The sequence below is a fragment of the Paraferrimonas sp. SM1919 genome (assembly GCF_010993985.1).
Lineage (GTDB): Bacteria > Pseudomonadota > Gammaproteobacteria > Enterobacterales > Shewanellaceae > SM1919.
The window spans coordinates 85,502-100,479 of record NZ_WINH01000010.1; the positions used below are offsets into that span (position 1 = coordinate 85,502).

Below are 14,978 nucleotides of genomic sequence, written 5' to 3' on the forward strand. Positions count from 1 at the left end.
ACGGATTATTACTGCATTTATTTAGCATTAATTTTATATATGGAATTTCGTTTGATCAGTTTAGGCTCAAAGATGATTCCAGATTGTTTGCTGCTCTGTTTATAGATGGTTTCTATGATCATGTTTGCCGCAGCTTTACCAATTTGGAAAGTCGAACTTGATACTGTTGTTAGTGCAGGCCATAGGTAAGTTGCGAAGACCACATCATCAAACCCGATCACCGACAATTGTTCTGGTAAGAGATAATTTTGATCATGGGCGGCTTTAATCACTCCAGCAGCCATCTCATCATTACCACAGGCTATTGCGGTATATTGGCCTTTGCTTGTGAGGCTGAGAAAGCCATCTTGACCTCCAGATTCATGGAAGTCACCAGTGAAAACGTCATTGACATCGAATGGAAGTCCGAACTCTTCAAGTGCACGTTGATGGCCTTTTAGGCGTTCGACAGCATCTTCTTTAAACATAGGGCCAGAGATATAGCCTATTTGGCGGTGCCCCGCTTCGATAAGGGTCTTGGTTGCAAGGTAGCCACCAAATTCATTGTCTAAGCTAACACAGCGATTTTGAAGCTTAGGAATTTGTCGTCCCATTAAAAATAATGGCACTTTAGACTGTTCACTAAGCTCAATGATTTGGTCATCAGTGAGGCCTTCACAGTGAGCGATAATAGCATCGCAACTGCGATTTTGAAGGAAATTAATGCCTTCTTTTTCGAGCGCCGGATCACTGTGGGCTGTAGTAATAATAACGTGTTTGTTGGCTGAGCGTAAGGTTTCTTCAACGCCAGCCATCATGTCACCAAAAAAAGGTCCGCCAAGTTCGGCAACCATTAGGCCAACACAATTGGAGCGATTAGAGGCTAATGATTGTGCAGTATGGTTGGGCCTATAGTTAAGCTCATCCATAGCCTTAAGTACTTTTTCTCGGGTCGCTTGTTTGACTTTAGCGTTGTTGTTGATAACCCTAGAAACGGTCGCAAGTGAAACCCCCGCCCGTTGAGATACTTGATAAATGGTTGCCATATGCTTGTTATTGCTTCCTTGAAATAGCCAATTCTGAGTTGATTGTATTCATCAAATGGCCACTAATAGGGTAAAACAAGATCAAACTTGCACCGATAAAGGCAAAAATAGATGGGATCCAACTCATAAGCCAAATAATGCTGTCCTTGGCAGCATGTATAGACTCGCTATCTTGACTATTATACCCCTGATTTGCAAGTATTAATAAAATTAATGCGCCCGCAAATCCACCACCGGTTTTTTGGATAAAAGTGCCTGCAGAATAGACCAGACCTGTTGCTCTTCTGCCGGTTTTCCATTCCGAATAATCGGCACTATCTCCTAGCATGGCAAAGTATAAAGCTGGCGTTATTGCAGCAAAGAATTCACTGACAGAACCTAACACAAACAACAATTCAATTTGCTCTGGCTGCACCCAGAAAATAAAACCATTGATAAAGCCACTCAGCGCCAATGATCCTGCAAATAGCGCTTTTTTACCGAAGACTTTAGACAATTTGTTGGTCGCTAAAGCACCAGGAATAGATATGACCAGTAGAGTAATAAAGTAGTAGCCCAGTAAGGTTTCATTATTAATAATGTACTTAAAGTAATAGGCAGCGACACCATAGCGTATACCCGTATACATAATTAATAAAAAGCCCATGCCAATAAGGATTAACCAAGGGCGGTTGCTCAATAGATCAATGAAGTCTAGCTGTGTTTTAGATAACTTATCTTGGGGTTTACTTTTGAGTTTATTAATGACCACATAGCAGATAAATAGAGCAACGGCACAGATGATCCCGGTCACAAGGTCACGGTAGTAAAAGAACAGTGAAATCGCGGCAAAAGGTAACAGCACAAAGGGTAAGTTTTTAAATAGATCTTTAAACTCACCTGGTGTAGGTGTTTCAGTCGTTACCACTCTTTCTTTGGTTGTGACGAAGGTGATCAGCATGAATACCAATAACATCAAGGCAAATAGATACATCGTGTATTGATAGCCTAGTTGCTCATTGCCTTGACCAAAGTATTTAACGAACTCGGGTAGCAGCCCCATCACAAAAATACCCCCAACAAATGCTCCAGCAAAACGGTAACTCGATAACGAAGTACGCTCCTGCTGATCGTCGGTCATCACACCCATCATGGCTGAATAGGGGACATTATTTAGGGTATAAAATAGTGTTAAGCCGATATAGGTGAAGTAAGCATAAGCAAGCTTGCCACTCTGGCTAAATTCAGGGGTGGTAAAACTCATCACCATAAATAATGCCAGTAACGGGCTAGAAAACAGCACCCAAGGCCTAAATTTTCCCCACCTAGAATTACTTCTATCTGCCAGCATACCGACGATAATATCGGTTATGCCATCAGTTAAGCGAACAATCAGGAATAGAGCTGCGGCGGCTGCCGCAGTTAAGCCGAACACATCCGTATAAAAAACGGCTAGGTAGGTAAGCGCCCCACGCCATACAAGGTTGGCTGCAGCATCCCCTGCTGCGTAGCCAATTTTTTCAGTAATCGCTAAACGCGTCATAATTAAGCCTTCCTTTGGCGATTTAGCTCGGCAAATGCTTTCGCTGAATCCTTAAGGTAACGTTTTTGGTTGTTATCGTAATCCACATACACAATACCAAAACGGCGAGAGTAGCCAAGGGCCCATTCAAAGTTATCCATTAGACTCCATGCGAAGTAACCTTGAATATCAACCCCAGCACTAATGGCGCGCTCAACCTGCTCAAGGTGGCTTTGGTAGTAATCTAAACGTTGCTTATCATGGATGGTATCGCCTTCAATTTCATCAAATGACGCACAACCATTTTCAGTAATATACACAGGTGGCAGCTGGTAACGTTTATTTAGATCAATCAGTAGGTTACCAAATGCTTGTGGGTAAATTTCCCAACCCATGGCGGTAGTCGGCTCTGGGGCTGGCAACTCTTTATAAATGTTATCTGGACATGCTTGATAAATGGCACGGGTATAGTAGTTAATCCCTAAAAAGTCGACGCTTTGGGAAATAATGTCCATATCACCCGCTTCAATCGGTGGGCGAACGTCTGCAGGAAGTTGTTCAATGATTGCAGGATACTCACCGTCAAAGATAGGTTTGATGTACCACTGATTAAAGTAATCATCGGCATAGCTGGCAGCCTGTTTATCGGCTTCACTCTCTGAAGCGCTGTAAGCCGGGGTAAAGTTAAGTACAATACCGTTCATAGCATCAGGGGCGTACTTTTGCAGTTCAGTCATAGCCAAACCGTGGCCTAATAATAAATGGTGCGCAGCCGCACGGCCTTTTGCTTGGCCAGTTAAACCAGGAGCATGGATACCCACTTCATAGCCAAGATATGATGAACAGAAAGGTTCGTTTAATGTTGCAAAGCTGTCAACCCAAGGAGCCAACTCTTTAGCCACAAGCGCCGCATATTCGGCGAACAGGTAGGCCGTATTACGGTTTAACCAGCCACCTTGTTCTTCAATCCACTGGGGCAAATCCCAATGGTATAAGGTTACGAATGTCTTAATATTCTTTGTTTTTAATTCTTTTAAGATGTTTTTATAAAATTCAACACCTTCTGCCTTTAATTGATTATTTTCATCGGTCAAGCGTGGCCATGATAAAGATAAACGATAAGCATCCATACCAAGGCCATCAATTAATTCAATGTCTTGGGGCCACTTGTTGTAGTGGTCACAGGCGATAGTGCCATCAGATTTATCGCTAATGGTGCCTTCTTTGGCGCAAAAAGTATCCCAAATACAAGGCAGTCGACCAGTACCATGGCCTTCTATTTGAAAAGAAGCCGTAGCGACACCAAATGTAAAGTCAGGTGCTAATAGGGGTGAGTTTTGCTGGAAATTAAATGTCTGCACAATGGCTCCTATTTATATTTATTCGCCTTTTCTTTTTTGTTTAGGCTTGTAATTGGTGCTGCAACTGTTATATAAAACAAGTTTGAAAGCGCTTACATTTTTAAGCGTATATGTGAACAAAGTCAAATTTTATCTGGAATTTTAGGGAGACTAATATGGCCATTCCAGCCGGTGCGGAACAGGCAGTGAATACAACAACAGGTAAAACACCTGCTTTTGCAATGACCGCACTAACCAGCCTTTTCTTTATGTGGGGCTTTATTACATGCCTCAACGATATTTTGATTCCACATTTAAAGACTGCATTCGACTTATCTTATACCCAAGCAATGCTGATTCAATTTTGCTTTTTTGGTGCATATTTTATTGTGTCTGTGCCGGCAGGTATTCTGTTAAAAAAAATTGGCTATCAAAAAGGGATTGTTACCGGTCTGCTGATTGCAGCGGTTGGTTGTGGGATGTTTTACCCAGCGGCAAGTATTCATAGCTACCCTCTGTTTTTAGGGGCGTTATTTGTATTGGCAAGTGGTATTACGCTTTTACAGGTTTCAGCGAATCCCTATGTAACGATTATTGGGGATGCTAAAACGGCCTCTTCACGTTTAACCCTTACCCAAGCCTTTAATTCCCTAGGTACCACTGTTGCACCTTGGTTTGGTGCACTACTTATCTTAGACAGTGCCACAGAGTTAGCGCAAAATGGCGCTGAAAGTGTGCAGGTACCTTACCTAGTGCTAACTAGTATGTTATTGATTCTAGCCGTTATTTTTGGTCGATTATCTCTGCCACAACCACAAATACAAGAAACCAAAGCGGATTCTAATAAACGCGCTTGGGATCATTCACACTTGATGTTGGGTGTTATCGGTATCTTTTGTTACGTAGGTGCCGAAGTGGCGATTGGCAGTCTACTCGTTAATCTTTTAGGCGAGTCCCACATCATGGCACTGCCTGAACACGATGCGGCTAAGTTGCTAACCTACTATTGGGGCGGCGCTATGGTTGGTCGCTTTGTTGGTGCGGCGGTTATGCAGAAACTGGATGCCGGTAAGGTATTAGGCTTTAATGCCCTTATGGTCATTGCACTGCTATTGATCACTTCATTTGCCAGCGGCGAAGTGGTAATGGTTGCTGTATTAGCAATTGGCCTGTTTAACTCGATTATGTTCCCAACCATTTTCTCGTTAGCGCTGCAAAAACTAGGTAGCCTAAGCGCTCAAGGTTCGTCGTTACTTTGTCTAGCCATTGTTGGTGGCGCTATCGTGCCAGTAGTTCAGGGTTATATTGCAGATACCGTAACATTGCAGTTATCGTTCTTGCTACCAATTATCTGTTATCTATTCATCGCCTTCTACGGTTACAAAGGCTCTCGTCCGGCATAAAAGGAATTATAAAAAAAATGAAAAAATTATATTTAGCCAGCTTAATTAGTTTAGGTTTAATCGCAGGTTGTGGCGATAAAGCAGCCCCAGAAAGCAGCACTGCCCAAATTTGGCCTGATCTAACGGCAGAAATTGCCAAGCAGCCTAATGTTGAAGCCCAAGTGGCTAAAATCCTGGCGACCATGACACTAGAGCAAAAAGTGGCGCAAATGATCCAGCCTGAAATTCGTGATATCACAGTAGAGGATATGCGTAAATATGGCTTCGGATCATTTCTAAACGGCGGTGGCGCTTTTCCTGATAATAACAAGCATGCCACTCCTCAAGATTGGATTGCCCTAGCGGAAAGCTTATACCAAGCATCGATCGATGATTCTTTAGATGGTTCAACGATTCCAACCATGTGGGGTACCGATGCGGTGCATGGTCACAACAACGTAATTGGCGCGACCTTATTCCCACACAATATCGGTTTAGGTGCGGCCAACAACCCAGCGCTAATTGAACAAATTGCTAAGGCAACCGCGACTGAGGTAATGGCAACCGGTATCGATTGGGTATTTGCGCCAACCGTTGCTGCGGTTCGTGATGATCGTTGGGGCCGTACTTATGAAGGCTATTCTGAGCACCCAGATATTATCCGTGATTACTCGGCCGCTATCGTAACAGGTTTACAAGGTCCCCTTGATGGTGATTTCCTAGGTGACGAGCGCGTGATTTCTACCGTTAAGCACTTTATTGGTGATGGCGGTACGGTAGATGGTGACGACCAAGGTAACAACATTGCCTCCGAACAAGAGCTGTTTGATATCCATGCCCAAGGTTATGTCGGTGGCTTAACCGCCGGTGCCCAGTCGGTGATGGCATCATTTAACAGCTGGCATGGCAGCAAGATCCACGGCGATAAGTACTTACTTACCGATGTATTAAAAGAGCAAATGGGCTTTGATGGCTTTGTCGTCGGTGACTGGAACGGTCACGGTCAAGTAAAAGGCTGCAGCAACGAAAGCTGTCCACAGGCAGTCAATGCTGGTCTTGATATTTACATGGTACCAGGCGCGAGCTGGAAGCCTTTGTATTACAACACCATTGAACAAGTTAAGTCGGGTGAAATCCCAATGGCTCGTATTGATGATGCGGTAACTCGTATTCTTCGTGTGAAGGTTCGTGCTGGTCTATTTGAAAAACCAAGCCCAGCGAACCGTCCATTAGCGGGCAAGTTAGAATTAATCGGTAAAGCTGAGCACCGTGAAATCGCCAAAGATGCGGTTCGTCAGTCATTAGTTCTACTTAAAAACAATGACAACATTCTGCCACTTAAGCCTAACCAAAATGTGCTAGTAGCGGGTGATGGTGCAGACAATATCGGTAAACAATCGGGTGGTTGGACAATCACTTGGCAGGGAACCAATAACGTAAATGCTGACTTCCCTGGTGGCAGCTCAGTGTATGACGGTATTAAACAGCAAGTCACCGCAGCGGGTGGTAAGGTCGAGTTATCGGTAGCCGGTGACTACAGCCAAAAACCTGATGTGGCTATCGTGGTCTTTGGTGAAGAACCATACGCAGAAGGCGTAGGTGATATTAAACAGCTAGAGTACCAAGTGGGTAATAAAAAAGATTTAGCCTTACTTAACAAGCTAAAAGCCCAAGGCATTCCTGTGGTATCACTGTTTATTACTGGTCGTCCATTATGGGTGAACCCGGAAATTAACGCATCAAATGCATTCGCAGCAATCTGGTTACCAGGCAGTGAAGGTGCGGCGGTTGCTGATGTGATTTTCACCGATGCCGAAGGGCAGGTTCAGTACGATTTTGGTGGTAAACTGTCTTACTCTTGGCCTAAGCAGAATAACCAGTTTGTACTTAATCACCAGGATGAAAATTACGATCCGCTATTTGCCTATGGTTATGGCTTAAGTTACCAAGACACTAAGCAACTACCACAGCTTAATGAACAGCCAGCACTTAAGGTTGAAGCCAGCAACGAGCTTGCCGTTTACCCAGGTGACGACCAAGGTCTATGGACTAAAACCATTGTTGCCGCTGATGGTCAGCATAAGGTGAATGATGCGGTTCAAGCTGAAGCAGGCGTGAGCATCCGTACCTACGATCATCATGTTCAGGAAGACTCAACTCTGGTTACCTTTAACGGCGAAGCGGAAGTGGGCTTTGCTCTGATGAGTTCAAATGCCTTTGGCCAAGACTTAAGCCAAATGGTGGATGCCAATGCGGTACTGAGCTTCTCAGCTAAAGCGCTAGAGCTATCTAACGATGCGGTCGAGCTAACGTTCAATAATGACGGTAAAACCATCACGACCCCAATTAATCAGCACTTAAAGCTTGATCAATGGCAAAGTATTAGTATCTCAGTATCTTGCCTAATTGATGCTGGCTTTAATGTATCGCAGGTGCATTCGCCGTTTACCCTGACTTCTAAAGGAAAGCAGCAAATTGCTATTGGCGATATCCGCTTTAGCAAAGATACCGCGGAACAGCAAAGTATTTGTATCAAGCTATAATTATTGTAACAAACCCCAGCCTGAAAAAGGCTGGGGTTTTTTTATAAGGAAATTTTATGAAAAAGCTCACGTTGGCTGCAATGATCGCAGCAACCTTAGTCGCTTGTTCAAAATCGCCTCAAGCCGAACGGGCCGATTCAGAAGCACAAATCCAAGCCATCTTGGCACAAATGACCCTTGAAGAAAAAATTGCATTACTGCATGCCAACTCAAAGTTTACCAATGCTGGGGTGCCGCGTTTAGGGGTACCCGAGTTAGTCCTATCTGACGGCCCCCACGGCGTTCGTTACGAAATCGAACGCCACAGCTGGAATCCAGTGGGTGGTGATGATGACTATTCGACCTATCTTGCCCCACTAACCACAGTGGCAGCAACTTGGGACCTAGAAATGGCCAAGTTACACGGTCAGGTACTCGGTGCCGAAGCCCGCAACCGTGGTAAGGATATTATCTTAGGTCCTGGCATTAATATGGCCCGCTTACCCCTGTATGGCCGAAATTTTGAATACATGGGTGAGGATCCTTACCTAGTTTCTAAGATGGTAGTGCCCGTAGTCAAAGGTATTCAAGAGAATGACGTCGCCGCCAATGCCAAGCACTACGCCCTAAACACCCAAGAGCTTAACCGTATTGGCGTTAATGCCCAACCCGATGAGCGTACTTTGCGTGAAATTTACCTGCCCGGCTTTGAAGCGGCAGTAAAAGAGGGCGGCGTTTACTCAATTATGGGGGCCTATAACGAATATATGGGTACCAATGCTAACCAAGCACCGCACCTAAATAACACCATTTTAAAAGGTGAGTGGGGTTTTGATGGGGTATTACTGACCGACTGGAACGTTGACATCAACACCTATGAAGCCGCCCATGGTGGTCTTGATCTGGAAATGGGTACTGACGTTGCCGATTATCAAGACTTCAACTTTGCTAAGCCATTATTAGAAATGGTTAAAGCCGGTAAGGTCGATGAAGCGTTAATTGATGATAAAGCCCTGCGTATCTTGCGCTTAACCAAGCGGGTAGGGGCGATGGATGAAGGCCGCAGCAGCGGTGAACGTAATACTAAAAAGCATCAAAACATTGCCTATACTATTGCCTCAAAAGGCATAGTGCTGCTTAAAAACGATGGTAATCAGTTGCCGCTGGATAATGATATAACCAATATCTTGGTATTAGGTCCTAATGCTGACAAGGTGCATGGTTTAGGTGGTGGTTCATCGGAGGTCAAAACCCCTTATGAAGTAACGCCACTGCAAGGCCTTAAAAACCGTTTAGGTGATAAAGTAAACATTACTTACCTGCGGGCTAAATCAGACAACATTGAGCCCATTGCCGCTGACTATATTAGCTCACGCCATTGGACAGGCACCCCAGCTTGGAATGTTAAGTACTTTAAAGACAATAACTTTACAGATCTCGCGTTTGAGTCGTGGATGGTGAACTCCGACTACAAATACAACGCCGATGAGGGTTATCAATCGTTATCGATGACCGCCACCATTAAGCCACAAAAATCTGGTGTACATCAGTTTAAGCTCGCCAATACTGGCACTATCAGTATCAAGCTTGATGGCAAAGTCATGGCTATTACTGATAACGCATTTAGTAGCGATCTTGAAGTAGGTAAAGAGTACCCAATCGAGCTTAAGTTTGTTGGCCAGTCTGACTTCACCCTAGCCATGGAAGCCCCTGGCAATCCATTTGTAGCCAAGGAAGAGTACTTAGCTGCCGCCAAAGCCGCTGACAAGGTGATTTATATCGGTGGTCTATCCCACGCCGATGACCGTGAAGCCATTGACAGAAGCCACATGCGTTTGCCGGGTAACCAGAATGAGGTGATCAGTAACCTTGCCAAAGTGACCGATAAGCTAACGGTAGCATTAGTGGCTGGCTCCGCTGTAGAAATGCCATGGCTTGAGCAGGTGAACTCATTATTATGGTTAGGTTACGGCGGTATGGAAGGCGGTAACGCTTTTGCAGACGTGTTAACAGCTAAAGTAAACCCAAGCGGTAAAATGCCTTATGTGTTGCCTAAGTCATTAGCCGATACCGCACCAATGATGCTCGATGACTACAACGCCCAAGACTCTTTTTATAAAGAGGGCGTGTTAATTGGCCACCGTTGGTTTGAGGCTAAAAACTTACCAATGTTATTCCCATTTGGTCACGGCTTAAGCTACTCAAGCTTTGACTATAGCGACCTTAAACTGAGCAAATCATCGGTTAACGCCGTAGAGGGGTTAACCGTGACGGTGAACATCACCAATACCAGTCAACGTGATGGCGAAGAGATTGTGCAGCTGTACTTATCTGATCTTGAATCAAGCGTAGTGCAACCGGTTAAAGCCCTAAAAGGCTTTACTAAGGTGGCGTTAAAAGCCGGTGAAACCAAGCAAGTAACCTTGCAACTAACTAAGCGTGATTTTGCCTTCTGGGATGTCAATAGTAATGATTGGAAGGTAGAGCCAGGTGCTTTTACGGTATCAGTAGGTGCCTCACAAATGGACATTAAGCTAAGCCAACAAGTGAACGTCGTACAATAAAGAGGTTTCAAATACCCTTTTAGGCTCATAAATTAACTAAGGCGGGGTTTTCCCCGCCTTATTGCTAAATAAAGATTAACAACAGAGCAAACCTACAATGATAAATAAAATATCCAAATTAGTGATTGGAGCACTATTCACTGGGGGGCTCTTTAGCCCTTTAGTTTTTGCTAGTAATAGTGCTGTTGAAGATAATCTTGCTCAAGATAAAACGATTAGCCTGCAAGATAGATTCCATGGCTTTTGGCTGGGCCAATCCATTGCCAATTGGACAGGTCTAGTGACTGAAATGGATAAGGTCGGTACCCCTGAGACCCTGCCGTTTTATACCTCGAGTGATTGGGGTAAGTACGATAGGCCAAATATGTGGGGCAATTACGCCCCCCACAGTAATAAAATTGCCTTTTATTTTGGTGAACTCGATCAGCCCTGGGGCAGCGATGACGATACCGATATTGAGTATATCTATACCCACCTAATGGCGAAAACCGCACCTCTACTTCCGACTGCCAAGCAAATTACTGATGCTTGGCTGGCGCACATATACACAGAGGAAGAGGCGCCTTTATATCGCCAGTTCCCACACCAGCCACTGCAGCGGGAAAACTTTTTATGGGCCTCCAACCAAAAGGCCTTTAAGTTGATGCAACAGGGCGTGCAACCGCCACAAACCTCCGATCCCAAACTAAATTCTGATTTTGACAAGATTGATGCCCAGTTAACCACTGAGATCTTTGGTCTATTTGCCTTTGGTAAACCAGAGTTAGCGTTAAAGTTAGCTAAGCTGCCTATCAGTGTCAGTGCCAGTGGTGATGCGGCGGATATGGCGAAGTTTTATGTGCTGATGCACAGCTATCTGGGATTATTGCCTGCTAATTTAACTTTGCAGCAGCAAAGTTTATGGCTGGCACAACAGGCAAGGGCGCACTTTAATGATGCCAGCCTGACCGCACAAATGTATGACTTGGTGCATCAAAGCTATCAAACCAATCCTAATAAAGACTATTGGGAAGTATCCCGGGACCTTGTTCACCAAAAATATCAGCTAACTAAAACCCACGGTTATCAATACCAATCCCCTTTTGATGCGGGCATTAATTTTGCCGCCTCACTAGTGAGTTGGTTTTACGGCCAAGGCGATTACCTACAAACAGTAAAAATTGCCACCTTAGCAGGTTGGGACAGTGATAACCCTGCAGCAACTTGGGGGGGATTATTAGGGGCATTACACGGTCAAGATGAGTTAAAAAAACTGTTCCCTCATGTCACCAATGATTGTTACAAAATTAGTAGGACTAGGAAAAATTTTTCTGAGGAAATTGTTGAGTTTCACAAGTTAGCAGCTAAAAGTGCCGATATAGCGTTGAAATTTAAGGGTAAATAGGGCGAGTTGTAAGGTATTAAAAATATGTTAAAAGGTATTGATCAACTTGTAACAATGTTTTACTCTTAATGAAAGCGCTTTCATAGTTGATATTTTCTGATGTGGTACTAAGGAAGTGTAATTAAAAACCATAACAACTAAACACGAGGGAAATGTGATGCAACCTACCCGTTTTAACAAAACCAGGTTAGCCACTTGTTTATCCATTACATTAGGAATGGGTGCAATGTCTCCAGCTTTCGCTGAAGAGTCCGAGGTAGAGGTAATTGAAGTTACCGGTATGCGTGGCAGTTTAATTAAGTCTATGGACATGAAGCGCGATGGCGCGGGTGTAGTAGACGCAATTAACGCTGAAGATATCGGTAAGTTTCCAGATACTAACCTAGCTGAGTCACTGCAGCGTATCACTGGTGTGTCGATTGACCGTTCTAACGGTGAAGGTTCTAAGGTATCGGTTCGTGGTTTCGGCCCAGAATTTAACTTAGTCACCTTAAATGGTCGTCAACTTCCAAACACCACAGGTAATCGTTCTTTTGATTTTGCCAACATTGCTGCTGAGGGTGTATCTGGCGTTGAAGTTTACAAAACATCATTAGCTTCCCTTGGTACCGGTGGTATTGGTTCTACCATTAACATTACCACCCACAAGCCATTAAACAGCCCAGGCGTGAAAGCCAGTTTTGGTGTCAAAGCGGTAACGGATTCATCTAGCCGTGATGCAAACGTCACTCCTGAAATCTCAGCTTTATACAGCCGTACTTTTGCCGATGACAAATTTGGTATTTCGGCAAACTTCAGTTACCAAGATCGTGAAAGCGGTAACGCCCAAGCCAACGTAGGTACTGGTTGGCGTACTTTTACTCATGACCAAGATAACACCAATAGCTGGGGTGGTATTACTCAAAATCCAGACCATCACATCAACCGTCCAGGTGAAGGCCAAATCTACGGTGTGCCACAAACCACTATTTACAAGTTTGAAGAGCAACAGCGTAAGCGTATGAACGGTCAGCTAGTACTGCAGTACCAGCCAACCGATTCAATTCGTGCGACCCTAGATTACTATGTGATGCAAAATGACATCGACCGTCAGCACCACGATATTTCAGCTTGGTACAACTTCCTAAATGACGACGTAAACGGTGCTCGTGGCGTTTGGACTGATGGCGCAGTATCTTCTCCATTAGTTTATTGGGAAGGCCAGCCAGGTCAGCCTGATGTGTCAATGGCAGCGGGTATGTCTGCTGAGCGTCGTGAGTCACAACAGCTTGGTTTCAATATTGAATGGCAAGTAAATGATGATTTATCACTTTCACTTGATGCTCATAAATCAACTGCTGAATATGGTCCGAATGGCCCGCACGGTACTGCGGCTAATTTATCAATGGCGGGTATGGTTCGTGCCTTCTCTGCAACCGACTTTACTGGTGATCGTCCAATTTTATCGGTAGGTTTCACAAAACCGCTTGAGCCATCAGACATGATCGTTACTGGTTCGGTATTTGGTAATGCCCATAACAAGATGGATATTACCCAAGCTCAATTCGATGGTAACTACCTCTTAAATGACACCATGAGCATTGACTTTGGTTTAGCTTCTACTGAAGTAGAAAACCTACAACAGTCTGTGAACGTGCAACGTAACGATTGGGGTGGTGTTAGCCAACCGGGTGATATGGATGATGCCTGGTTCCCAACTTCATCGATTCAAGATAAGTTTGATACCTCAGGTGGTGACTTCTCAATTGCAGATCAGCACCCTCAGTTAGACAAAGATACCTTACAAGCCAATATCCTAGACTACATGTTCCTATGGGACTTTGAGAAAGTACGTGCCCGTGCAGCTGAAATGTATCCATCTGATGCAGGTGGTGATTGTGGTAACGGTTATTGCCCTTCATCAGACTTCTCTAAAGGTGATGACCGCCTAACCAATGAGAAATCAATGGCGGCCTACTTCCAGTACAACCTTGAGACAGACATTGCCGATATGCCATTCAGTGCTCATGTTGGTTTGCGTTACGAGAAAACTGAAGTCACTTCAACCTCTAACACTCAGCAATATTCAGATATCCGTTGGGTAGGTGATACCGAGCTTGAGCAAATTGATCCCCAGTTAACTTACCAAACTCAAACTGGTGAATACGACTACTGGTTACCTAATGTCAACCTAAACCTTGAGGTGATGGAAGACATGCTAGTACGTGCGGCCTACAGCCACACCCTTGGGCGTCCTAACTATGTTGCCATTCAAGGTGGTACCTCAGTACCAACCCTAGGTAACGTGTCAAACTTTGGTGGTAGCTCGGGTAACCCAGCACTATTACCGCTAGAGTCTAAAAACATCGACCTTGCTTGGGAATGGTACTACGCCGAAGGCAGCTACGTGAACGTAGGTTACTTCCGTAAAGATACCGTTAATGCGATTTCTAACGGCAAGTTAACCCGTAATTTTGACGGTTTAAATAACCCGTTCGAAGGCCCTAAAGCGGATGCGGCTCGTGCAGCAGGTGCAACCAACAACAATGAAATTCGCCAGTACATCTTTGATAACTACGCTGATGATCCAAACGTAGACGTAGCCAATGGCCATATTTACGCTGCAGCTGAAGATGCACCGATGGACTACATCGTAGATGTGCCTGTTAACGAAGGTGAATTCGTAATTGATGGCCTAGAAGCTGGTGTGCAACACTTCTTTGGTGACACTGGTTTTGGTGTGATTGCTAACTACACTAAGGTGAACTCTGAGTCAGAATACAACCCAGCTGTTCAAGGTGACCAGCCAGCAATCGTGGGTATTTCAGATACCGCTAACTTTATTGCGGTATATGATAACCATGGTGTTCAAGCGCGTTTAGCTTATAACTGGCGTGACAAGTTCCTAACTGGTAAAGGTCAAGATACTGGTGAAGCTTCGCCACAGTTTGTTGAAGCTTATGGCCAAGTAGACTTCAACGTTGGTTATGAACTGCCTTGGGTTAAAGGTTTAAATGTAGTTGTTGAAGGTATCAACATTACTAATGAACCAATCCGTGTGCATGGTCGCTCAGAATCACAGGTATTGAGCCTAGTTGAATCTGGTGCCCGTTACATGGTTGGCGCACGCTACAGCTTCTAATTTACCCTTTGATTAGAAGAGTTCAAAAGCACAGCAAATAGCTGTGCTTTTTTTTACCTAAAAAGCACGATAAACGTCATTTTGTTGTAATGTTTTGTTTGGTTTTTTGTTAGTATCAAGGGGTAATAAACAAGGTATT

General features: G+C 44.3%; 8 protein-coding genes. 5 read left to right on the forward strand and 3 right to left on the reverse strand.

What is annotated here, in order from left to right; translation table 11 throughout:
* Positions 1–17 precede the first annotated feature (17 nt).
* Genes GFB48_RS07885 through GFB48_RS07895 form a run of 3 tightly spaced genes read right to left on the reverse strand, consistent with a single transcriptional unit; the run spans position 18 to position 3,887 of the window.
* Complete coding sequence (locus GFB48_RS07885; RefSeq protein WP_163933603.1) at positions 18–1,025, reverse strand: LacI family DNA-binding transcriptional regulator; 1,008 nt, start codon at positions 1,023–1,025, stop codon at positions 18–20.
* Between the two features lie 7 nt (positions 1,026–1,032).
* Positions 1,033–2,547 (reverse strand): MFS transporter, encoded by a 1,515-nt coding sequence (locus GFB48_RS07890; RefSeq protein WP_163933606.1) that lies wholly within the window; start codon positions 2,545–2,547, stop codon positions 1,033–1,035.
* A 2-nt stretch (positions 2,548–2,549) separates the two neighbouring features.
* Positions 2,550–3,887 (reverse strand): GH1 family beta-glucosidase, encoded by a 1,338-nt coding sequence (locus GFB48_RS07895; protein WP_163933609.1) that lies wholly within the window; start codon positions 3,885–3,887, stop codon positions 2,550–2,552.
* A 155-nt stretch (positions 3,888–4,042) separates the two neighbouring features.
* Between GFB48_RS07895 and GFB48_RS07900 the strand changes: the two genes are divergently transcribed.
* The 5 genes from GFB48_RS07900 to GFB48_RS07920 all read left to right on the forward strand — a co-directional run bounded on the left by GFB48_RS07900 (position 4,043) and on the right by GFB48_RS07920 (position 14,839).
* Positions 4,043–5,269 carry a sugar MFS transporter gene (locus GFB48_RS07900; protein ID WP_163933612.1) on the forward strand — a complete coding sequence of 409 codons (1,227 nt, stop codon included), beginning with the start codon at positions 4,043–4,045 and terminating at the stop codon, positions 5,267–5,269.
* Positions 5,270–5,286: 17 nt separating this feature from the next.
* On the forward strand, positions 5,287–7,791 hold the full coding sequence (locus tag GFB48_RS07905; protein ID WP_163933615.1) for a glycoside hydrolase family 3 protein: 2,505 nt from the start codon (positions 5,287–5,289) through the stop codon (positions 7,789–7,791).
* Positions 7,792–7,847: 56 nt separating this feature from the next.
* A complete protein-coding gene (locus GFB48_RS07910) occupies positions 7,848–10,334 on the forward strand; it encodes a glycoside hydrolase family 3 C-terminal domain-containing protein (protein WP_240464845.1) in 2,487 nt (828 codons plus the stop codon).
* Positions 10,335–10,431: 97 nt separating this feature from the next.
* Positions 10,432–11,718 carry an ADP-ribosylglycohydrolase family protein gene (locus GFB48_RS07915; RefSeq protein ID WP_163933618.1) on the forward strand — a complete coding sequence of 429 codons (1,287 nt, stop codon included), beginning with the start codon at positions 10,432–10,434 and terminating at the stop codon, positions 11,716–11,718.
* 157 nt (positions 11,719–11,875) lie between these two features.
* Entirely contained in the window at positions 11,876–14,839 is a 2,964-nt protein-coding gene (locus GFB48_RS07920) for a TonB-dependent receptor (RefSeq protein WP_163933620.1), read from the forward strand.
* The last annotated feature ends 139 nt before the right edge of the window (positions 14,840–14,978 follow it).